We start from the raw sequence: 18315 nt of genomic DNA on the forward strand, positions 1-18315 counted from the left end.
ATCCGAGATGACCAGCGTCCTGACCGAGCCGGCCCGCACCGGGCCGCGGCACCGGGCCGAGGAGCCCGCCGGCTCCCCGCCCGGCGGCCGGATGCGCCGGCTCCTGCGCGGGCCGTCGAACCAGCCCGCCTGGGTGCGGCCCGCGGTGCTCGCGCTGCTGGCCGCGACCGCGGTGCTCTACCTGTGGAACCTGACCGCATCCGGCTACGGCAACAGCTTCTACGCCGCCGCGGTCCAGGCCGGCACCCAGGACCTGAAGGCCTGGCTGTTCGGCTCGCTGGACTCCGGCAACTCGATCACCGTCGACAAACCGCCCGCCGCGCTGTGGGTCGCGGTGGCGTTCGCGCGGATCTTCGGCTTCTCCAGCTTCACTGTCCTGGCGCCGCAGGCGCTGATGGGGGTCGCCTCGGTCGGGCTGCTGTACGCGACCGTGAAGCGCACGTCCGGACCCGTCGTCGGGTTGTTCGCGGGCGCCGTGTTCGCGCTCACCCCGGTGGCCGTGCTGATGTTCCGGTTCAACAACCCGGACGCGCTGCTGGTGCTGCTGCTCGTCGCGGGCGCGTACGGCACGGTGCGCGCCACCGAGAAGGCAAGCGGCAAGTGGCTGGCGCTCGCCGGTGTCGCGATCGGGTTCGCGTTCCTGACCAAGATGATGCAGGCGTTCCTGGTGCTGCCGGCGTTCGCGCTGGTGTACCTGGTGGCCGCGCCGGCCTCGCTGCGGCGTCGCCTGCTGCACCTGCTCGGCGCGCTCGTCGCCGTCGTCGTGTCGGCCGGGTGGTACGTCGCGCTGGTGGAGATCTGGCCCGCGTCTTCGCGGCCCTACATCGGCGGTTCGACGACCAACAGCCTGCTGGAGCTGGCGCTCGGCTACAACGGCCTGGGCCGGATCTTCGGCGGCGACGGCAACCTGGGCGGGGGCGGCGGCACCGGGTTCGGCGGCAGCACCGGCGTGTTCCGGATGTTCAACTCCGCCTTCGGCGCCGAGATCTCCTGGCTGCTGCCCGCCGCGGCGCTCGGCCTGGTCGCTGGGCTGTGGTTCACCCGCCGCGCGCCGCGCACGGACAAGACCCGGCTGTCGCTGCTGCTGTGGGGCGGTTGGCTGGTCGTGACCGCGGGCGTGTTCAGCTTCATGAGCGGCACCGTCCACCCGTACTACTCGGTGGCGCTCGCCCCGGCGATCGCCGCGCTGGTCGCGATCGCGGGCAGGGCGCTGTGGCAGGGCCGGGCGAACTTCGCCGCCCGCGCGGTGCTGGCCGGCCTGGTCGCGGTGACCGCGGTGTGGGACTACATCCTGCTCGCCCGCACCCCGGACTACCTGCCATGGCTGAAGTTCGTGGTCGCCGCGCTCGGGCTGCTCGTGTCGACCGGGCTGCTGGCCGGGGTCACCCAGTTCCGGCGGATCGGCGCCGTGCTGGTCACCGCCGCGGTGCTGGTCTTCGGGCTCGGCGGCGCGGCCTACGGAGTGACCACCGCGAGCGTCGCGCACAACGGCTCGACCCCGGCGTCCGGCCCGGGCACCAGCGCGATGGGCGGCATGGGCCCGGGCAGGGAGTCGTCCTCGGCGGAACTGGCGACGCTGCTGTCGCAGACCACGACCAAGTGGGCGGCGGCGGTCAGCGGGTCGCAGCAGGCCGCGAGCCTGGAACTGGCCACCGGCAAGGCCGTCATCGCGATCGGCGGCTGGGACGGCAGCGACGCGTCGCCGACGCTGGAGCAGTTCCAGGCCTACGTCGCGGCCGGCGAGATCAAGTACTACATCGCCGACGGGCAGGGCATGCGCGGCTCCGGTGAGACGTCGTCCAGCGAGATCCAGGCGTGGGTCGAGGCCAATTTCACGGCCACGACGATCGGGGGCACCACGGTGTACGTGCTGAGCTGACTCATAGCCCGGCTTCACGCCGATCTCAGCCTGAGCACAGGCGGGCGGTCGACAGTGGAGGTACAACAGCACGAAGGAGGCCACCATGCACCGCCTCACCTCCAGCCCCGTGTGGGCCACCGCGACCGCCCGCGGCCCGCGTTCGGTGAACGCCGACGCCACCGCGGCCTACACCGACCCGAGCACCGGGGAGGTCGTGTTCGCCCTCGCCGACGGCGTGGGAGACGAGCAGAGCGCCGCGCGGGCCGCCCAGGTCGCCGTCGCCACGGCCGTCCAGGTGCCCGCGTCGCAGGGGCCGGCTGCCGCACTGGCCGCCGCGCAGCGGGCGGTCCGCGCCGAGCCGGCCGGCGACTGCGTCCTGGTGGTCGCGACGCCTGTCGATGGCGGTTACCGCGTCGGGTGGGTCGGCGACGTGCGGGCCTACGCCTGGGACGGCGACTCGCTGCGCCAGCTGACCAGGGACCACACGCTGGCGCAGTACTTCCGCGACCGTGGCCAGGTGCCCACCCCCAGGATGGAGCACCTGGTCACGACCAGCGTGCGGACGGCGCGCCCCGAGGAGTTCGGCCACGCCGTCGCGGTCGGTCCGGCGGGGCTGCTGCTGACCAGCGACGGCGTCCACAAGGTCCTGACCCGCGCCGCGATGGCCGAACTGCTGCGCGTGCCGTCGAACAGCGCACACGCCCTGGTGGACGCCGTGCTGGCGGCGGGCGGCCACGACAACGCGACCGCGCTGATGGCCGACCTGGCGCCCGCACTGCCCGACCTGACCACCACCCCGCTGCCCACCGTCACCCCCGCCTGACAGGATCTCCGGATGACCACCGAGATCGTCGTTCCCGACCAGGCCTTCGTCGAGCGGCTGCTGGAGGAGATGGGGCTGGAGTACGGCCTCGACGAGGACGGCGATCTCGGCGCCCCGTGGGAGCACTTTCGGATGTACTTCGTGTTCCGCGGCGCGGACGAGGGACGAACCTTCGCCGTGCGCACCTTCTACGACCGCCGCCACGCGATCGAGGCCAAGCCGCACCTGCTGGAACTCCTCGACGACTGGAACCGCCGTACGCTGTGGCCGAAGGTGTACAGCCACACCGGCGACGACGGCGCGGTGACCCTGATCGGTGAGGCGATGATGCTGATCGGCGCCGGCGTCACGGTGGAGCACTTCGTGACCACCACCGCCACCTGGATCCACGCGTCCGTCGAGTTCGACACGTGGCTCGTGGAGCAACACCGCCTGCTCACCGACGAGACGTAGCACCGTCACCCGCCGATCGGCGGCACCGCGTTGCCGCGGATCACCTCGGCGTAGAAGTGGGCGCTGCGCTTCATCGTGCGGGCCTGTGTCCGGTAGTCCACGTGCACCAGCCCGAACCGCTTCGAGTAGCCCTCCGCCCACTCGAAGTTGTCCAGCAGCGACCAGTACGAGAACCCCCGCAGGTCGACCCCCTGCGCGAGCGCGGCGTGCGCCGCCCGCAGGTGGGCGGCGAGGAACTCGACCCGTTCGACGTCGTCGATCCAGCCGTCCGGCCGCACGGAGTCGTCGTAGGCCGCGCCGTTCTCCGTGACGTACAACGGCACCGCCGGGTACTCGCGGTGCACCCGCACCAGCGTCTCGGTCAGCCCCTCCGGCTGCACGAACCACCCCGAGTGGGTCACCGAGGCCGCCGTGTCGGGCACGAACCCGATCCCGTCCGCGCCCACCCACTCCAGCCCGCCCGGCTCGACCCCCGGCCGCAATGTGCCGGTGACCTCGTAGCCGCGGTAGTAGTTGATCCCCATCTGGTCGATCGGGGCCCCGATCAGCGCCAGATCCCCGTCCCGCACGCAGGCGCCGAGACCGAACGGCTCCAGGTCCGCCAGCAGGTCCTCCGGGTACCGCCCGCGCAGCACCGGGTCGAGGAACAGCCGGTTCTGCAACCCGTCCACCCGCCGCGCCGCGTCACGGTCCGCCGCCGACGACGGGTCCTCCGCCCGCACCGGGTACAGGTTCAGCGTGATGCCCGCCTGCGCCCGCGGCGCGTGCCTGCGGATCTCGGCGAGGCCGAGGCCGTGCGCGAGCAGCAGGTGGTGCGCCGCCGCGACCGCCGCGCGCGGCTCCTGCCTGCCCGGCGCGTGAATGCCCTTGGCGTAGCCCAGAAACGCCGAGCACCACGGTTCGTTCAGGGTGGACCAGAACGGCACCCGGTCGCCCAGCCGCTCGGCGGCCGACGCGGCGAACTCGGCGAACCGGTGGGCGGTGTCGCGCGCGGCCCAGCCGCCGCGCTCCTCCAGCGCCTGCGGCAGGTCGAAGTGGTACAGCGTCGCCCACGGCGTGATCCCCCGCTCCAGCAACGAGTCCACCAGCCGCTCGTAGAAGTCCAGCCCAGCCGGGTTGACCGCGCCGCCGTCCGGGCGCACCCGGGACCAGGCCAGCGAGAACCGGTACACCCCGAGCCCGAGCTCGGCCATCAGCGCGACGTCGTCCCGGAAGCGGTGGTAGTGGTCGGCCGCCGGCTCCCCGGTGTCACCGCCCGCGACCGCGCCCGGACGGCGGCAGAACGCGTCCCAGATCGAGTCGGTGCGACCGTCCACAGTGGTCGCCCCCTCGATCTGGAAGGCCGCCGTGCTGACCCCCCACGCGAACCCGGGCGGGAACTCCAGCCCGGCGGTGACCTCTTCACCCAGAACCGACATGCTCACCCTTTCACCGCGCCCTGCATGATCCCGGACACGATCTGGCGCCCGAGCAGCAGGAAGACGATCAGAACCGGAATGGTCGCCAGCGTGGTCCCGGCCAGCACCAGCGAATAGTCGACGTAGTGGCCGCTCTGCAGCTTCTCCAGCGCCACCTGCACGGTGGGGTTGCCCGCGTCGAGCACGATCAGCGGCCACAGGAAGTCGTTCCACGACATCATGAACGTGAACATCGCGAGCACCGCGGCCGCCGGGCGGATCGCGGGCAGGCAGACGTGCACGAAGGTCCCGAACACGCTGCACCCGTCCACCCGCGCGGCCTCGATCAGCTCGTACGGCACGGCGTCCACGATGTACTGGCGCATCCAGAACACCCCGAACGCGGTGACCAGGTTCGGCACGATCACCGCCTGCAGGTGCCCGGCCCAGCCGAGGTCGGACATCATGATGAACAGCGGGATCACGCCCAGCTGCGTGGGCACCGCGAGCGTCACCACGATGAACACGAACAGCCCGTTCGAGCCGCGGAACCGCATCTTGGCGAAGGCGAACCCGGCGAGCGCCGAGAACAGCACCGTCGTCAGCGTCACCGTGCCTGCCACGATCAGGCTGTTGCCCAGCGCCTTCCAGAACGGAACTGCGTCGAACACGCGGCCGGCGTTGGCCCAGAAGTTCCCGCCCGGCAGCAGCGGCGGCAGGTGGTCCGACAGCATGCCGGTGTCGCGGCTGGCCACCAGGAACGACCAGTAGAACGGGAACAGCGAACCCGCGACGAACGCGATCAGCGTGGCGTAGACGAAGAAGCGCGACCCGCCGCGCCCGCGCGGGAATATCCGTACGGTCATCGTTTCAGTCCCGTCGTCGCGGCGACCCGCCGGGTGATCAGGAAGTTGACCAGTGCGATGAGGACGATCAGCAGGAACAGCAGCCACGCGATCGCCGAGGCGTAGCCGAGGTCGAAGCCCTCGAACGCCGACTGGTACAGGTACAAGGTCAGGGTCTGGAACTGGTGCTGCGAACCGCCGTTGTTCGACCCGGGCATGGCGTCGAACAGCTTGGGCTCGGTGAAGATCTGCAGCCCGCCGATCGTCGAGGTGACCACCACGAAGATCAGCGTGGGCTTCAGCATCGGCAGCGTGATCGAGAAGAACCGGCGGACCGCGCCGGCACCGTCGACCACCGCCGCCTCGTACACGTCCCGCGGCAGCGCCTGCATCGCCGCCAGCACGATCAGCGCGTTGTAGCCGGTCCAGCGCCAGTTGACCATCGTGGCGATCGCCAGGTGGCTGGCGAACCGGTTGGCCTGCCACTCCACCCGGTCCAGCCCCACCGCCTCCAGCATCGCGTTGACCAGCCCGTACCGCGGGCCGAACAGGTTCGCGAAGATGATGCCGAGCGCGACCAGGCTGGCCGAGTAGGGCAGCAGGATCCCGACCCGCCAGCTCGCCGGGAAGCGCAGCCGCAGCGACAGCAGCGCCGCGAGCAGGATCGCGATCACCAGCTGCGGCCCGCTGGAGAGCACGAAGATCGAGATCGTGTTGACGACCGCGTTCCAGAACTGCGCGTCACCCAGCAGCGTCACGAAGTTCTCCAGCCCGATGAACTTCGGGTCGTCGTCGCCGATCTCCCAGTCGAACAGCGACACGTAACCCGTGTAGAGCAGGGGGAACAGGCCGGTCAGGCCGAACACCACGAAGAACGGCGCGATGTAGAGGTACGGCGAGAACCTGACGTCCCAGCGCGACAACCGTTGCCGCAGCGTCGGTCTCACCGGTTCCGGCGGCACGTCCTGCCGCGGTGGTTTTTCGGCCACACTGGTCATCGGCCCGTTCCCCCTGCGCTCACTGCACGATCTTCTTGGCTTCGTCGACCACCTGCTGCCAGGCCTGGTCGGGCGGTGTCCCCTGCTCGACGGCCTGCAGCGCCGGGCTGGTGACGTTCTCCTGGATCTGGCCGTCACCGGGACCCTTGTACTGCGCACGGGTCACCTTCTTGGCCTGCTCGGAGTAGAGCTGGCCGACCTTGGTGTCGCCGAAGTACGGCTCGGTCTGCTGCAGCAGCTGCGGCGAGGTGAGGGCCTGCGTCTGGCTCGGGAAGTTGCCGCGCGCCTGGAACGCCTTGAGCTGCTGCTCCGGCGCGGTCAGCCACGCCGCGAGCTCGGCCGCCTCCTTCGGGTGCTGGCTCTGCTTCGGCACGGTCAGGTACGAGCCGCCCCAGTTGCCGCCGCCGTTGGGGAACGCGTCGGTGACCGCCCACTTGCCCGCGTTGCCGGGGCCTGCGTTCTCCTCGACCACGCCGAGCATCCACGACGGGCACACGGTGGTGGCGAAGGATCCCTGCTGGAACCCGGTCTTCCACTCGTTGCCGAACGCGATGAGCTTCGCGGACTGGCCGCGCTGGATCGCGCCGGTGATGCGGTCCCAGGCCGCCTTGATGCCGGGGTTCGTCTCGATGGTGAGGTTGTCGTTGCGGTCCAGGTAACCGGTCTCGAGCTGGTTGACCATGGAGTTGTACAGCTGCGAGGACGCGTCGAACCACGCCTTGCCGCCGGTGCGCGCGACGTACTGGTCGCCGGCCGCGAAGTAGGACTCCCAGGTCGCGAACAACGACTTGACGCCCTCGGGGTCGGACGGCAGGCCGGCGGCCTGCAGCAGGTCCTTGCGGTAGCACAGGGCCAGCGGGCCGATGTCGGTGCCGTAACCGATCAGGCGGCCGTCCTTGTCCTTGCCCGCCTCGTACTTCCAGTTCAGCCAGCGGTCCGCGGTCACGTCCTTGGGACCGATCTCGGTGAGGTCGTTGAACTTCGACGACTTGTCGATGATGTCGGAGAAGTGGCCCTCCTCGACCGCGACCACGTCCTCCAGCCCGTTGCCAGCGGCCAGCTTCGTGATCAGGTTCTGGTGGTAGGGGCCGCCCTCGCCGGTCTTGTGGTGGGTGATCTTGATGTTGGGGTGCAGGCGTTCGTACTCGGTGATCAGGTCTTCGTAGCCGAATTCGGTGAAGGTGCCGATGGACAGCTCGATCCGCCCGTCGCCGGACGTCCCGGACGAGCCGCCGCCACAGGCGGCCAGGCTCGCGCCCAGCACCGCCAGTCCGATCGCGAAGCTCACGCCCTTGTGAAGATGTCGCACGTCGATTCCCTAACTCGTGGGGTTCCAGGGAGGGAGATTTTGGGAGCGCTCCCAGAACGGGGTTGAGTGTGTCCCCAGTCACGAGCCGTGTCAAGATGCGCTATTGTTGGAAGCGCTCCCATCCATGGCGGAAGGTGACCCGGTGACCGCACACGGCAACCACGACGGCCGTCCGACGCTGGAGGACGTGGCCGCCTTCGCCGGAGTCTCGCGCTCGACGGCGTCCCGGGCGCTGAACGACGACCCGAACGTCAGCGCCCGCGCCCGGGAAGCGGTGCGCGCGGCGGCGGCGGATCTGGGCTATTCGCCGAACCAGGCTGCGCGGTCGCTGGTGACGCGGCGGACGGGCGCGGTGGCGGTGGTGCTGTCCGAGCCGGAGGAGGTCCTGCTCGGCGATCCGTACCGGACCGCGGTGATGCGCGCCGGGTACCGGGAGCTGGCCGCGTCCGGGGCCCAGATGGTGTTGATGTTCTGCGACGGACGGGACGACCTGACGCGGACGTTGCGCTTCCTGGAGGGCGGGCACGTCGACGGCGCGCTGGTGTTCGCGCCGCACCAGGCGGACCCGTTGCCGCGGGCGCTGCGGCTGCTGCGGCTGCCGGTGGTGTTCGGCGGCCCGGCGGGCGGCGTGGCACGGGGCGTGCACGTGATCGACTTCGACAACGAGTCCGGCGCGCGGCTCGCGGTGGAGCACCTGGTTTCGCTGGGCCGCCGCCGCATCGCGACGGTCGCCGGCCCGCAGGACCAGACCGCGGCGGTCCACCGGCTGTCCGGATGGCGCAAGACCCTGGCCGACGCGGGGCTGGAGTCGGCGGGCCTGGCGGAGGAGGCGGACTTCACGCTGGACGGCGGCCGCGAGGCGATGGACCGGCTGCTCGCGCGGGAGCCGGACCTGGACGCGGTCTTCGTGGCGAGCGACGTGATGGCCGCGGGAGTGCTGCAGTCGCTGGGCGCCGCGGGCCGCCGCGTGCCCGCCGACGTGGCGGTCGTGGGTTTCGACGACCACCCGGCGCTGGCCACCGCGATGAACCCGCCGCTGACCACCGTGCACCAGGACCCGGCCGCCCAGGTGCGCCAGATGGTCGCCACGCTGACCGCCCTGCTGGCCGGTGAAACGATCCGCCCGCGGCGGCAGGTGCTGCCGGTGTCGCTGAAGCTGCGCGAATCGGCGTGAGCCGCCCCGGCTTCAGCCAGACCCGGCTCGCTCTCGTTCGTAGTGCCGGGCGGCTTTCGCCCGGTTGCCACACCCCGCCATCGAGCACCACCGGCGCGTGCCGTTCTTGGTCGTGTCGTAGAAGTGCAGCACGCACTTCGGGTGCGCCGCGCAACGCTTGATCCGCTCCGGCTTGCCGTCGACGAGTCCCAGGTAGTCCGTCGCGGCGAGCCAGGCAGGCAGCCAGGCCGGATCATCGGTCGTGCCACGCGTCTCCGGTCCCGCGGCCCCGAGCCGGTAGCGGAGCGCCCCGCGCTCGAGGATCCGGTTGAGCTCGCGAGCGGCGTCCCGCCCGGCTTCGCCGTCCACCAGCGCCCGGAGTACTTCCCGCGTCTCACGCAGGGCGTCGCGCGTCGCCTCGTTCGCGACCGCCCGGTCCGCCAGCCCGGCCGAGTGCAGCCAGACGCCCACACCGTCGGTGGAGTCGAGCAGGTCCTCGGGGCCGTTCTCGCCGATCCAATACGTGTTCAGCAGATCGAGGCACAGCGGCTCGCCGGTCAACGGGCGGGGGTCTGACACGAGGCCAGTCTACCCGGTCATCTCCCAATAGGTGGTTGACACTGGATCTTCTAACCGTCTAACTTCATTAAGACAGTTAGGCCCCACCGAGGAGGAAGCTCATGACAACTGCCACGATCAGCGCCGTTCAGACCGGCCACGTCGGTCTGAACGTCACGGATCTGGACCGTGCGGTGCCGTTCTACGCCCGGGTCTTCGGGTTCCAGGTGCAGGCGGAAGGCGGGAACGACGAGCGACGCTGGGCTTTCCTCGGACGCGACGGGCGGCTGGTGCTGACCCTGTGGCAGCAGAGCGAGACGCCGTTCCCCGCGTCCTCGGCCGGCCTGCACCACCTGTCCTTCCAGGTCGGCTCGATCGACGAGGTGCGAGCGGCCGAGGCGGTGCTGCGCGAACTCGGCGCCGAGTTCCGCTACGACGGAGTGGTGCCGCACGGGGAAGGCATGAGCTCCGGCGGGATCTTCTTCACCGACCCGGACGGCATCCGCCTGGAGATCTACGCCCCGAGCGGCGCCGAGACCGCGGCCGCCCCCAGCGGCGAGGCGCCCACCTGCGGCTTCTTCTGATTCCCACCCTGATTCCGAGCTGAAAGGAGGCCGCTGTGGCGGTCGACGTCTACCACGAGGGTGAACGGGCCGCCCAGCGGCGCTCCGGCCTCCTCGACCAGGGCGGGTTCTCCGCCCGCGCGATCCAGCGCGCGATCCCGGCGGTGGCCCGGGATTTCCTCGCCCAGCAGGTCATGCTCGTGCTCGGCGCCACCGACGCCGAGGGCCGGGTCTGGGCCACACTCCTGTCCGGACCGCCGGGGTTCCTGCGGGCCGAGGACGACACCACACTCGCCGTTGCGGCGCTCCCGGCGCCCGGCGACCCGCTGCGCTCCCGGCTCGGCGAACCCACACCGGTGGGCATGCTCGCGATCGAGGCGTCCTCCCGGCGCCGCATGCGGATGAACGGCCGCAGCACACCGGTCGCCGGCGGCTTGCGGGTCGCGCTCGAGCAGGTCTACGCGAACTGCCCGAAGTACATCCAGAAACGGGAACCGCACCCGGAGCAGGCCGCGCCCGGCGAACCGGTCACCTCGTCCGCCCTGTCGCCGTACCAGCGGGAACTCCTCAGCCGTGCGGACACGTTCTTCGTCGCCACCGCCGACCGGGACGGCGACGTCGACGCTTCGCACCGCGGCGGCAACCCGGGCTTCGTCCAGGTGCTGTCCGGCACCACACTGCGCTGGCCGGACTACGTCGGCAACGCCATGTTCAACACGCTGGGCAACCTGGAGGTCAACCCGGCCGCCGGACTGTTGTTCCTGGACTGGACCACGGGCACGACCGTGCAGCTCACCGGAACGGCGCGCACGGACTGGGGGCAGGCCGCGGCCGGGTCCCTGCCAGGCGCGCAACGGGTCGTCGACTTCACCGTCAGCGCCGTGGTCGAGATCCCCAGCGCCAGTCGCCTCCGCTGGAGCGCACCCGCCTTCTCCCGCTTCAACCCTCCCCTCCCCACTGCCTCATAGGACGGTCACCGTGCAAGTACACGTCGACCTCGCGGTGTGCCAGAGCCATGGCCAATGTGTCTTCGGCGCGCCGGACGTCTTCTCCTTCGACGACGACGACCAGCTCCGCTATTCGCCGTCCCCGCCGGAAGAACGGCGTGCGGACGTGATCCGGGCCGCGTCGGCCTGCCCGGTGCGCGCCATCACCGTCGGCCCGTCCGGCAGCGGAAGACCGGCGGCATGACCGCCGGTGACGCGGGCATCGTGGTGGTGGGTGCGTCCCTGGCCGGCCAGCGCGCGTGCGCCGCACTCCGCCGCCACGGCTACCGGGGGCGCCTGACCGTCGTCGACGCGGAGCCGCATCTCCCCTACGACCGGCCACCACTGTCCAAGGAGCTCCTCGCCGCGACCGCGGACGAGTCCGCGGCGGCACTGCCATCCGCCGGGCTCGGGATCGATTGGGTGCTCGGACGGCGAGCCCGTCGGCTCGACGTGCCGGGCCGCACCGTCGAACTGGACGGCGGCGACGTCCTGCCCTTCACCGGCCTGGTCGTCGCCACCGGCTCCGCGCCGAACCCCTGGCCCGGAACGCATCCACCGGAGGTCGGGGTGTTCCGCACGCTGGACGACGCCCGGGCCCTGCGGCACCGGCTCGGCGGCGGCGATCGCCTGCTGGTCATCGGGGCAGGTTTCCTCGGTGGTGAACTGGCCGCCGCCGCCCGGGGCCGGGGGACGTCCGTCGAGCTGGTCGAAGCGCAGCCGCAGCCGCTGCGCTCCGCGCTGGGGCCGGTCGCCGGCGAGTTCGTCGCAGCGCTGCACCGCGCGGCCGGGGTGTCCCTGCGGACGCGCACGCGGGTCGGCTCGTTCACCGGTGACCACCGGCTGACCGGCGCGATCCTGTCGGACGGCACCCGGGTGGCGGCCGACCTCGCGGTGGTGGCGCTGGGCGCGTCGCCGCGCACCGGATGGCTCGCCGGCGCGGGCCTGCGCATCAACCGCGGTCTCGTCTGCGACCGGCACGCACGAGCGCTCGGCACCGACGGGGCGCCGGTGCCGGGCATCGTGGTGGCGGGGGACGTGGCCCGCTGGCCTCACCCGTGGGCGGGACCGGATGGCGCCGTGCTCGGCCACTGGACGCATGCGGTCGAACAGGCCGAGGTGGCGGCCCGGAATCTGCTCGACCCCGCCCATCCCGCCACCTACCGCCCGGTGCCGTCGTTCTGGTCCGACCTCTACGGCGTCCGGCTCCGCGCCGTGGGTTTCCCCGCGTTCGCCGACACCGTCGAGGTCCACGAGAACGACCCGGACGGCGGCAGACTCGACATCGCATACCGGCGGGACGGCGAGCTGGTGGGCGCGCTGACCGGCAACCGCCCCGGCCGGCTGGCCGCCTACCGCGCCCAGCTGGCCGAGGCTCTCGGCCGCGTGCCCGCCTGACCGCCGGACGGTCCGATGTGGACGACCGTCGAGCGGCGGAGGCGCGCGACGGCAGGTGCCGCTCGGATCCGCTCGCATCACCTCGGTGCCCGCCAAGTTCCGCCGCGCGCCTTCGGCCCGGCTGGCCGCGATCTCCGGCTCGACGGCACGGGCTGGATCGTGCGCGCGAGTGCCGATGCCCCTCACCGGCAGGGCCGGCACGCGCTAACCGCCGGAGGGTCCGATGTGGACGACCTTCGTCACGGTCATCTCGTCGAGCAGCTCCGGCCCGTAGCCGAACCCCTCGCCGCTGGCCTTGCGCGGGTGGGCCGCGCCGGCGGGCGCGCCGCCGAAGACGTTGTTCACCTTCACCGTCCCCACGGGCAGTTCCCGCCACGCCCGCTGCGCGTGGGCCATCGAATCGGTCAGCACCGTCGCCGTGAGGCCGTACCGGTCGTCGGCCGCCTCTTCCAGCGCCTGGTCGAAGCTGTCGACCACGCGCACCGGTGCGACCGGCCCGAACGTCTCCTCGCTCAGCACCCGCATCGACGGCGTGCACCCGGCCAGCACGGTCGCCGGGTAGTGCGCACCCGGCCCGTCCGGCAACTTCCCGCCGGCCAGCAGCGACGCGCCCTGCGCCACGGCGTCTTCGACGTGCGAGTGCACGTGCTCGCGCTGCCGCTCGTCCACCAGCGGCGCCATGGGCACCTCGGACGGGCGCTTGCGCGCCTCCGCCACGAGCGCGTGCAGGAACTCGTCGGCCACCGACCGGTGCACGTAGATCCGCTCCACCGACACGCAGATCTGCCCGGCGTTCGCGAACGCCCCCAGCGCGGCCTGCTCGGCCGCCCACTTCGGATCCACACCGGCGTCGACGATCAGCGCGTCGTTGCCGCCGTTCTCCAGCAGCACCTTCGCCCCGGTCCGCGCCGCGGCCACCGCCACCGAACGGCCGGTCGCGGTGCTGCCGACGTGCGCGATCACATCCACGTCCGCGGACTCCGCGAGCTGCGCGCCCACCCGGCCGTCGCCGTCCACGCAGACCAGCACGTCCGCGGGCAGGTGCCGCGCGATCAGCTCGGTCAGCATCCGCCCCACGTGCGGGCACCGCTCGCTCGGCTTGTGCACGACGACGTTGCCCGTCGCCAGCGCCGCGCCGATCAGCCCGCACGCGACCGCGACCGGGTCGTTCCACGGCGTCAGCGCCACCACGAGACCACGCGGCCCGGGCACCATCAGGTCCGTCGCGTCCCAGCCGCCCTGCAGGCTGCGCCCGCGGTGGGCGGGCCCCAGCTCCGCGTACTGCTCGAGGGTCCCCGCGCCGGCGAGGACACCTTCGCGTGCCTCGTCCGGCAGCTTGCCGGTCTCGCGGTTGTTCATCGCGGCCAGCTCGTCGGCCCGCTCACGCAGTTCGGCAGCCGCGGCCTTCAACGCGGCAGCGCGCTCCCCCGCCGCGGTCCGCTCCCAGCCCGTGAACGCCACCCGCGCCGCGCGCACCGCCGCGGCGACCTCGTCCGCGGTCGCACTCGGTACGCGTCCCACCAGCTCGCCGCTCGCGGGGTCGCGGACCTCGATGGCCGCGTCTTCCCGGGTCATCAGCTCAGTCATCGCACCTCCTGTCCGCGGTGCGAGTACCCCTGCTTCTCCTCCGCGACACCCGGCGGGCTCAGCCCTCGGCGATCTGCTGCGCCTTCGCGTAGGCCAGCTGCAGGAAATCGGCGCCGGTCAGCGCCGCCAGCGCCGCCGCGACCAGGCGCGTCACGCGGGGCGCGAAGACGTGGCCGACGGTGAATCCGGTCACCACCCACATGTCGAGGCAGAACGGGCAGCTGAGCAGCTCGCCGAGGCTGTGCCGCAGCCCGGAGGGCTTGCGCACCTCCTCCATCACCTCGGCGGGCCCGCCAGTGTCGGCGTATCGGGTGAACGGGGCGCGCAGGGGGCTGGTGACGGCGTCCTTGCTGATCGTCCTGGCCAGTTTGTGGGTACCCATCGCCATCAGGGCGATGTCGGACACCCGCAGGTCACGGGGCATCTTGCGGCCGGTGAGCAGAGCCACGAGCGTCGCCGTCGCCACGAGCGAGGTGTACACGAGCAGGACGACGAGGTAGCCGCCCAGCGGGCGGTCGTGGTTCCCCCGGTAGGCGTCGGCCTCGGCGCGACCCGCGGCGGCGAGGTCCCGGAGTCCGGCGTGCTGCGCCATACGCTCTCCTGATACTCGGCTGTTCGTGCGGGCAACGGGTACCCCCCGGACCCACGGGCAACCGCCCGGCCGCGAAGGAGGAGAAATGCCGCACAAGTACCTCTTCCGACGCGCGACGCCCGACGACGCCGACGCGATCCGGGAACTGGTCCACGCCGCGTACGCGAAGTGGGTGGACATCATCCGCCGAGAACCCCTGCCGATGCGCACGGACTACCGGCAGGCCGTCACCGCCCACCGCATCGACCTGCTCTACGACGACGACCAGCTGGTCGCGTTGATCGAGATGATCCCGGCGGTGGACCACCTGCTGATCGAGAACGTCGCCGTGCGGCCCTCCGCGCAGGGCGCCGGTCACGGGCGCCTGCTGATGCGGCACGCGGACCTGCTGGCCCAGTCGATGGGGCTGCCCGGCGTGCGGCTCTACACGAACGCCCTGTTCACCGAGAACATCCGCTTCTACCGGCGGCTGGGTTACCGGGTGGACCGCGAGGAGCCGTTCCTCGACGGCGCGCTGGTGCACATGAGCAAGACGGTCTGACGCCTCACTTGTCCTTGCCGGGCTTCTTGTCCTGCCCCTTGCCCTTGTCCTGGCCCTTACTCTTGTCGTCCTTCCGGCCCTTCGCGGGCGCGGGAGCCTCCTCGCTCTGGCTCGCCGGAACGGTTTTCGCCACCGGGGCGGGTGTTTCGCTCGTCACCGGCGGCGGCGCGGCCACCGGCGCGGGGGCCGGCGCCACGGGTGCGGGCACCGAGGCCGGCGCCTCCGTGGTGGACCCGTTCAGCAGTGTGAACGCCATCGCGGCCGCGGCTGCCACGCCGGTGATCCCGGCGGCGACACCGAGCCGCCGTTTCGGCTTCAGCGGAACCAACGGCCGGGTCGCCCCACCGAGCACGGCCGCCACTTCACGCGCCGACGGCCGCCCGTGCGGGTCCCGGTTCCCCATGCGCCGCAACAGGTCCGCCAGGTGCGGGGGCAGGTCGTCCGGCACCGCGGGCGGGCGCAGCAGGCGCGCCACCGCGGACTCGGTCAGCGACCCGGGGTACTCGCGCCGCCCGGACAGGCATTCCAGCAGCACCAGCCCGAGCGAGTAGACGTCCGCGGGCGGGCCGACCGGTTCCCCGCGCACCTGCTCGGGCGCCATGTACGCGGCGGTGCCCACCACGGTGCCGGTGGTGGTGAAGCGCGTGCTGTCGTGGCCCTGCGCGATGCCGAAGTCACCGAGCACCGCGCCGTCCGGCCCGAGCAGGATGTTGGCCGGCTTCACGTCCCGGTGCGTGATCCCCGCGTGGTGCACGTAGGCCAGCGCGTCCGCCAGCCGCGCGCCCAGCTCGATCGTCTCGTCCATCGCCAGCGGCCCCTCGGCGATGCGGTCCGCGAGCGTCGGGCCGTGCACGAGCCGCATCACGAAGAACACGCGCCCGTCGCACACGCCGGAGTCGTACAGCGGCACCAACGCCGGGTGCCGCAACCGGTCCAGGATGCGGAACTCCTGCGCCTGCCGCCGCTGCTGGGCGGGTGTGGAACCGGCGCGGAAGAGCTTGATCGCGACTTCGCGTTCGGCGACGCGGTCCCACGCGCGGTGCACGTCGGCACTGCCACCGCCACCGATCCGCTCCTCGAGCCGGTACCGCTCACCCATGTCCACGAGGAATCGCTACCCCTGCACGGGTGGCCGCAAACCCGATCCGGGGTGGCCTGGACGACACGGATCGGCAAGAGTGGGGCCATGAGCAGCGCAGAGGTGCGGGACGGCGTGTCGTTGACGAACCTCGACCAGTCACTGTTCGCCGATGCCGGCGCCACGAAGCGCGATCTGGTCGACTACCTGGACGCGGTCGCCGACCGGATGATCGCGGCGCTGCGGGACCGGCCGCTGTCGGTCGTGCGGGTGCTGCGCGGCCAGGACGCGTTCATGCAGAAGAACCTGCCGAAGTACACCCCGGAGTGGGTGCCGCGGGTGAGCATGTGGGCGGAGAGCTCGCACCGGCAGGTGACCTACGCCCTGTGCGACGACCGCCGCACGCTGCTGTGGTTCGGCAACCAGCGGGCGATCGAGTACCACCCGACGCTGGGCACCGCCGGGCACCTGGACCGGCCGACGCACCTGGTGCTGGACCTGGACCCGCCGGAGGGCTCGGCGGCCTTCGACCTGGCGGTGCGCGCGGCCCACCTGGTGCGCCGCGCGCTGGACGACTGCGGTCTGGCCGGCGCGGTGAAGACGAGCGGTTCCAAGGGGGTGCACATCTTCGTGCCGGTGCGTGGCGCGGACGCGGAGCAGGCCGCCGCGGCAACCCGGGCACTGGCCGCGCGAGCCGAGGCGCTCGACCCGGAACTGGCGACGACGGCATTCATCCGCGAGGACCGCGAGGGCAAGGTCTTCCTCGACTCGACGCGCGCGGGCGGCGCCACGGTCGTGTCGGTCTACAGCCCGCGGGTGCGGCCCGGGCTGCCGGTGTCGTTCCCGGTGCCGTGGAGCGACCTGGACAACGTGCAGCCCAGCGACTTCACGCTCCGCGAGGCCCTGCGGCTGCTGGGCTCGGACGATCCGTGGACCGAGTCGCTGCCGGATCCGCAGGAGCTGCCGGCGGATCTGGTGGAGCACGGCCGCACCATCCCAATCGCCCGCGTGCAGGCGATGCACGAGGGCAAACGCCGGGCCCGCGCCCGCCGCGAGCAGGGCTCCTGACCGTGGTCACTCGGGCACGCTGACCCTCGCCCACGACTCACCTCCCGCGGCGGCTCACCTACCCCGGCGGCTCCGGCCGCGGCGGCTCACCTGCCCCGGCGGCTCCGGCCGCGGCGGCTCCGGCCGCCCAGGTCGCAGGCCCCCGCGCTGCTGCCCCCTCCGCCGAGCGACAGCCCCGCCACCCACCCGCAAGGCACCACACTGCTGCCCCTCCCCCCAAGCAGCCAGCCCAGCCGCAGGCCACCACGCTGCTGCCCTCCCCCAGCGGCAGCCCCACCACCCAGCCACAAGCCCCCGCGCGACTGCCCCTCCTCCAGCGACGGCCCCACCACCCAAGCCACAAACCCCCGCACTGCCGCCCCTCCCCCCGAGCAGCCAGCCCAGCTGCAGGCCACCACCCTGCCGCCCCTCCCCCCAGCGACAGCCCCACCCCCAGCCGCAAGCCCTCGCGACCTAGCGCGGCGTCTCCGAGCGGAAGCTGTGCCCCAGCTCCGGCCCGAGGCCGAAGTAGTGCCGGAAGTTGTAGATCAGCGGGCTCCACGCGCCGGGGTCGACGTGCTGCGTGCCGGGCACGACCAGCCGCGCATCGCAGTGCACGCGCAGCACCTCCGCCTGCACCACCACGAAACCGCCGCCCCAGCCCTCGCCCACCTCGGCCACCCGCGCCTCCAGCGCGATCGGGCAGTCCGCCACCCGCGGCGGCCGGACCAGGTCGGACTCCGCGGGCCGCAGCCCGGACGCCGCGAACTTGTCCGGCTCGTGCCGGAACGCGCCGCGTTTGTGCGCGGGCACCGGGTCCGCGCCGGTGAGCGGGGCCAGCCGCTCCACCGCCCGCCACTGCTCCGGGCCGGGCAGGTTGACCACCACGTCCCGGCGCGCGCGGAGGTTGGCCGCCGTGTGCGACGCGGCGGCCAGCCCCAGCACGACCACCTGCCCCAGCGCCCAGGCCGAGGACATCGGCGCGAGGTTGGCGCTGCCGTCGGCGTTCTCGGTCGACAGCAGCACCACGGGCGTGCCGAAATAGAGGATCTTCGGGTTGATCACGACGTGCTCGTCCGTTGCGATGTTCACGCCGCCACGCTAGGGACCGGTCGTGTCGGTCCCG

The 18315-nt window shown here is 72.3% G+C and carries 19 protein-coding genes; 10 read left to right on the top strand and 9 right to left on the bottom strand.

Features of this window, described 5'->3' with window-relative positions; translation table 11 throughout:
• Positions 1-7: 7 nt before the first annotated feature.
• The 3 genes from AMYTH_RS0119350 to AMYTH_RS45305 all read left to right on the top strand — a co-directional run bounded on the left by AMYTH_RS0119350 (position 8) and on the right by AMYTH_RS45305 (position 3137).
• Positions 8-1879, top strand: coding sequence for an ArnT family glycosyltransferase (locus AMYTH_RS0119350; protein WP_027931709.1), 1872 nt, complete (start codon positions 8-10; stop codon positions 1877-1879).
• Positions 1880-1964: 85 nt separating this feature from the next.
• On the top strand, positions 1965-2684 hold the full coding sequence (locus AMYTH_RS0119355) for a PP2C family protein-serine/threonine phosphatase (protein ID WP_027931710.1): 720 nt from the start codon (positions 1965-1967) through the stop codon (positions 2682-2684).
• Between the two features lie 12 nt (positions 2685-2696).
• Positions 2697-3137 carry a type III secretion system chaperone family protein gene (locus tag AMYTH_RS45305; RefSeq protein ID WP_051362751.1) on the top strand — a complete coding sequence of 147 codons (441 nt, stop codon included), beginning with the start codon at positions 2697-2699 and terminating at the stop codon, positions 3135-3137.
• 5 nt (positions 3138-3142) lie between these two features.
• Here the strand turns inward: AMYTH_RS45305 and AMYTH_RS0119365 are convergent, their stop codons facing one another.
• From AMYTH_RS0119365 to AMYTH_RS0119380, 4 genes are read right to left on the bottom strand one after another with little or no spacing between them, the layout of a single operon-like run.
• Complete coding sequence (locus AMYTH_RS0119365) at positions 3143-4555, bottom strand: GH1 family beta-glucosidase (RefSeq protein WP_123683404.1); 1413 nt, start codon at positions 4553-4555, stop codon at positions 3143-3145.
• A gap of 2 nt (positions 4556-4557) precedes the next feature.
• On the bottom strand, positions 4558-5400 hold the full coding sequence (locus tag AMYTH_RS0119370) for a carbohydrate ABC transporter permease (protein WP_027931712.1): 843 nt from the start codon (positions 5398-5400) through the stop codon (positions 4558-4560).
• Positions 5397-6377 carry a carbohydrate ABC transporter permease gene (locus AMYTH_RS0119375; RefSeq protein ID WP_027931713.1) on the bottom strand — a complete coding sequence of 327 codons (981 nt, stop codon included), beginning with the start codon at positions 6375-6377 and terminating at the stop codon, positions 5397-5399. The genes AMYTH_RS0119370 and AMYTH_RS0119375 overlap by 4 nt, the downstream gene beginning before the upstream one ends.
• Before the next feature lie 19 nt (positions 6378-6396).
• Positions 6397-7686 (bottom strand): ABC transporter substrate-binding protein, encoded by a 1290-nt coding sequence (locus AMYTH_RS0119380; RefSeq protein WP_027931714.1) that lies wholly within the window; start codon positions 7684-7686, stop codon positions 6397-6399.
• Positions 7687-7810: 124 nt separating this feature from the next.
• Here AMYTH_RS0119380 and AMYTH_RS0119385 point away from each other — a divergent pair, with 124 nt between their 5' ends.
• On the top strand, positions 7811-8860 hold the full coding sequence (locus AMYTH_RS0119385; protein WP_123683407.1) for a LacI family DNA-binding transcriptional regulator: 1050 nt from the start codon (positions 7811-7813) through the stop codon (positions 8858-8860).
• Positions 8861-8872: 12 nt separating this feature from the next.
• Here AMYTH_RS0119385 and AMYTH_RS0119390 read toward each other — a convergent pair whose 3' ends face one another.
• Positions 8873-9418, bottom strand: coding sequence for a CGNR zinc finger domain-containing protein (locus tag AMYTH_RS0119390; protein ID WP_027931716.1), 546 nt, complete (start codon positions 9416-9418; stop codon positions 8873-8875).
• Positions 9419-9519: 101 nt separating this feature from the next.
• Here AMYTH_RS0119390 and AMYTH_RS0119395 point away from each other — a divergent pair, with 101 nt between their 5' ends.
• From AMYTH_RS0119395 to AMYTH_RS0119405, 4 genes are read left to right on the top strand one after another with little or no spacing between them, the layout of a single operon-like run.
• A complete protein-coding gene (locus tag AMYTH_RS0119395) occupies positions 9520-9981 on the top strand; it encodes a VOC family protein (protein WP_027931717.1) in 462 nt (153 codons plus the stop codon).
• 35 nt (positions 9982-10016) lie between these two features.
• Complete coding sequence (locus AMYTH_RS0119400) at positions 10017-10928, top strand: pyridoxamine 5'-phosphate oxidase family protein (protein WP_027931718.1); 912 nt, start codon at positions 10017-10019, stop codon at positions 10926-10928.
• A 10-nt stretch (positions 10929-10938) separates the two neighbouring features.
• Positions 10939-11151, top strand: coding sequence for a ferredoxin (locus tag AMYTH_RS47975; protein ID WP_020423296.1), 213 nt, complete (start codon positions 10939-10941; stop codon positions 11149-11151).
• Complete coding sequence (locus AMYTH_RS0119405) at positions 11148-12344, top strand: NAD(P)/FAD-dependent oxidoreductase (RefSeq protein ID WP_027931719.1); 1197 nt, start codon at positions 11148-11150, stop codon at positions 12342-12344. The genes AMYTH_RS47975 and AMYTH_RS0119405 overlap by 4 nt, the downstream gene beginning before the upstream one ends.
• Positions 12345-12548: 204 nt before the next feature.
• Here AMYTH_RS0119405 and AMYTH_RS0119410 read toward each other — a convergent pair whose 3' ends face one another.
• The gene (locus AMYTH_RS0119410; protein ID WP_037322609.1) at positions 12549-13931 is read right to left on the bottom strand and encodes an aldehyde dehydrogenase family protein; all 1383 of its coding nucleotides are present in this window, start codon (positions 13929-13931) and stop codon (positions 12549-12551) included.
• A 58-nt stretch (positions 13932-13989) separates the two neighbouring features.
• Entirely contained in the window at positions 13990-14523 is a 534-nt protein-coding gene (locus tag AMYTH_RS0119415) for a DUF1360 domain-containing protein (RefSeq protein WP_027931721.1), read from the bottom strand.
• A gap of 85 nt (positions 14524-14608) precedes the next feature.
• On the opposite strand from AMYTH_RS0119415, the gene AMYTH_RS0119420 reads away from it, so the two are divergent.
• Complete coding sequence (locus AMYTH_RS0119420; protein ID WP_027931722.1) at positions 14609-15064, top strand: GNAT family N-acetyltransferase; 456 nt, start codon at positions 14609-14611, stop codon at positions 15062-15064.
• Between the two features lie 4 nt (positions 15065-15068).
• Here AMYTH_RS0119420 and AMYTH_RS0119425 read toward each other — a convergent pair whose 3' ends face one another.
• Positions 15069-16163 (bottom strand): serine/threonine-protein kinase, encoded by a 1095-nt coding sequence (locus AMYTH_RS0119425; RefSeq protein WP_037322610.1) that lies wholly within the window; start codon positions 16161-16163, stop codon positions 15069-15071.
• Between the two features lie 87 nt (positions 16164-16250).
• On the opposite strand from AMYTH_RS0119425, the gene AMYTH_RS0119430 reads away from it, so the two are divergent.
• Positions 16251-17210 (top strand): DNA polymerase domain-containing protein, encoded by a 960-nt coding sequence (locus tag AMYTH_RS0119430; protein ID WP_027931724.1) that lies wholly within the window; start codon positions 16251-16253, stop codon positions 17208-17210.
• A 453-nt stretch (positions 17211-17663) separates the two neighbouring features.
• Here AMYTH_RS0119430 and AMYTH_RS0119435 read toward each other — a convergent pair whose 3' ends face one another.
• The gene (locus AMYTH_RS0119435) at positions 17664-18281 is read right to left on the bottom strand and encodes a flavin reductase family protein (protein WP_027931725.1); all 618 of its coding nucleotides are present in this window, start codon (positions 18279-18281) and stop codon (positions 17664-17666) included.
• Between the last annotated feature and the right edge of the window lie 34 nt (positions 18282-18315).

The sequence above is a fragment of the Amycolatopsis thermoflava N1165 genome (genome assembly GCF_000473265.1).
GTDB classification, from domain to species: Bacteria; Actinomycetota; Actinomycetes; order Mycobacteriales; family Pseudonocardiaceae; genus Amycolatopsis_E; species Amycolatopsis_E thermoflava.

Coding starts and splice junctions, on each gene's coding strand:
- AMYTH_RS0119350 (WP_027931709.1), top strand. CDS start 8: ATGACCAGCGTCCTGACCGAGCCGGCCCGCACCGGGCCGCGGCACCGG.
- AMYTH_RS0119355 (WP_027931710.1), top strand. CDS start 1,965: ATGCACCGCCTCACCTCCAGCCCCGTGTGGGCCACCGCGACCGCCCGC.
- AMYTH_RS45305 (WP_051362751.1), top strand. CDS start 2,697: ATGACCACCGAGATCGTCGTTCCCGACCAGGCCTTCGTCGAGCGGCTG.
- AMYTH_RS0119365 (WP_123683404.1), bottom strand. CDS start 4,555: ATGTCGGTTCTGGGTGAAGAGGTCACCGCCGGGCTGGAGTTCCCGCCC.
- AMYTH_RS0119370 (WP_027931712.1), bottom strand. CDS start 5,400: ATGACCGTACGGATATTCCCGCGCGGGCGCGGCGGGTCGCGCTTCTTC.
- AMYTH_RS0119375 (WP_027931713.1), bottom strand. CDS start 6,377: ATGACCAGTGTGGCCGAAAAACCACCGCGGCAGGACGTGCCGCCGGAA.
- AMYTH_RS0119385 (WP_123683407.1), top strand. CDS start 7,811: ATGGCGGAAGGTGACCCGGTGACCGCACACGGCAACCACGACGGCCGT.
- AMYTH_RS0119395 (WP_027931717.1), top strand. CDS start 9,520: ATGACAACTGCCACGATCAGCGCCGTTCAGACCGGCCACGTCGGTCTG.
- AMYTH_RS0119405 (WP_027931719.1), top strand. CDS start 11,148: ATGACCGCCGGTGACGCGGGCATCGTGGTGGTGGGTGCGTCCCTGGCC.
- AMYTH_RS0119410 (WP_037322609.1), bottom strand. CDS start 13,931: ATGACTGAGCTGATGACCCGGGAAGACGCGGCCATCGAGGTCCGCGAC.
- AMYTH_RS0119415 (WP_027931721.1), bottom strand. CDS start 14,523: ATGGCGCAGCACGCCGGACTCCGGGACCTCGCCGCCGCGGGTCGCGCC.
- AMYTH_RS0119420 (WP_027931722.1), top strand. CDS start 14,609: ATGCCGCACAAGTACCTCTTCCGACGCGCGACGCCCGACGACGCCGAC.
- AMYTH_RS0119425 (WP_037322610.1), bottom strand. CDS start 16,163: ATGGGTGAGCGGTACCGGCTCGAGGAGCGGATCGGTGGCGGTGGCAGT.
- AMYTH_RS0119430 (WP_027931724.1), top strand. CDS start 16,251: ATGAGCAGCGCAGAGGTGCGGGACGGCGTGTCGTTGACGAACCTCGAC.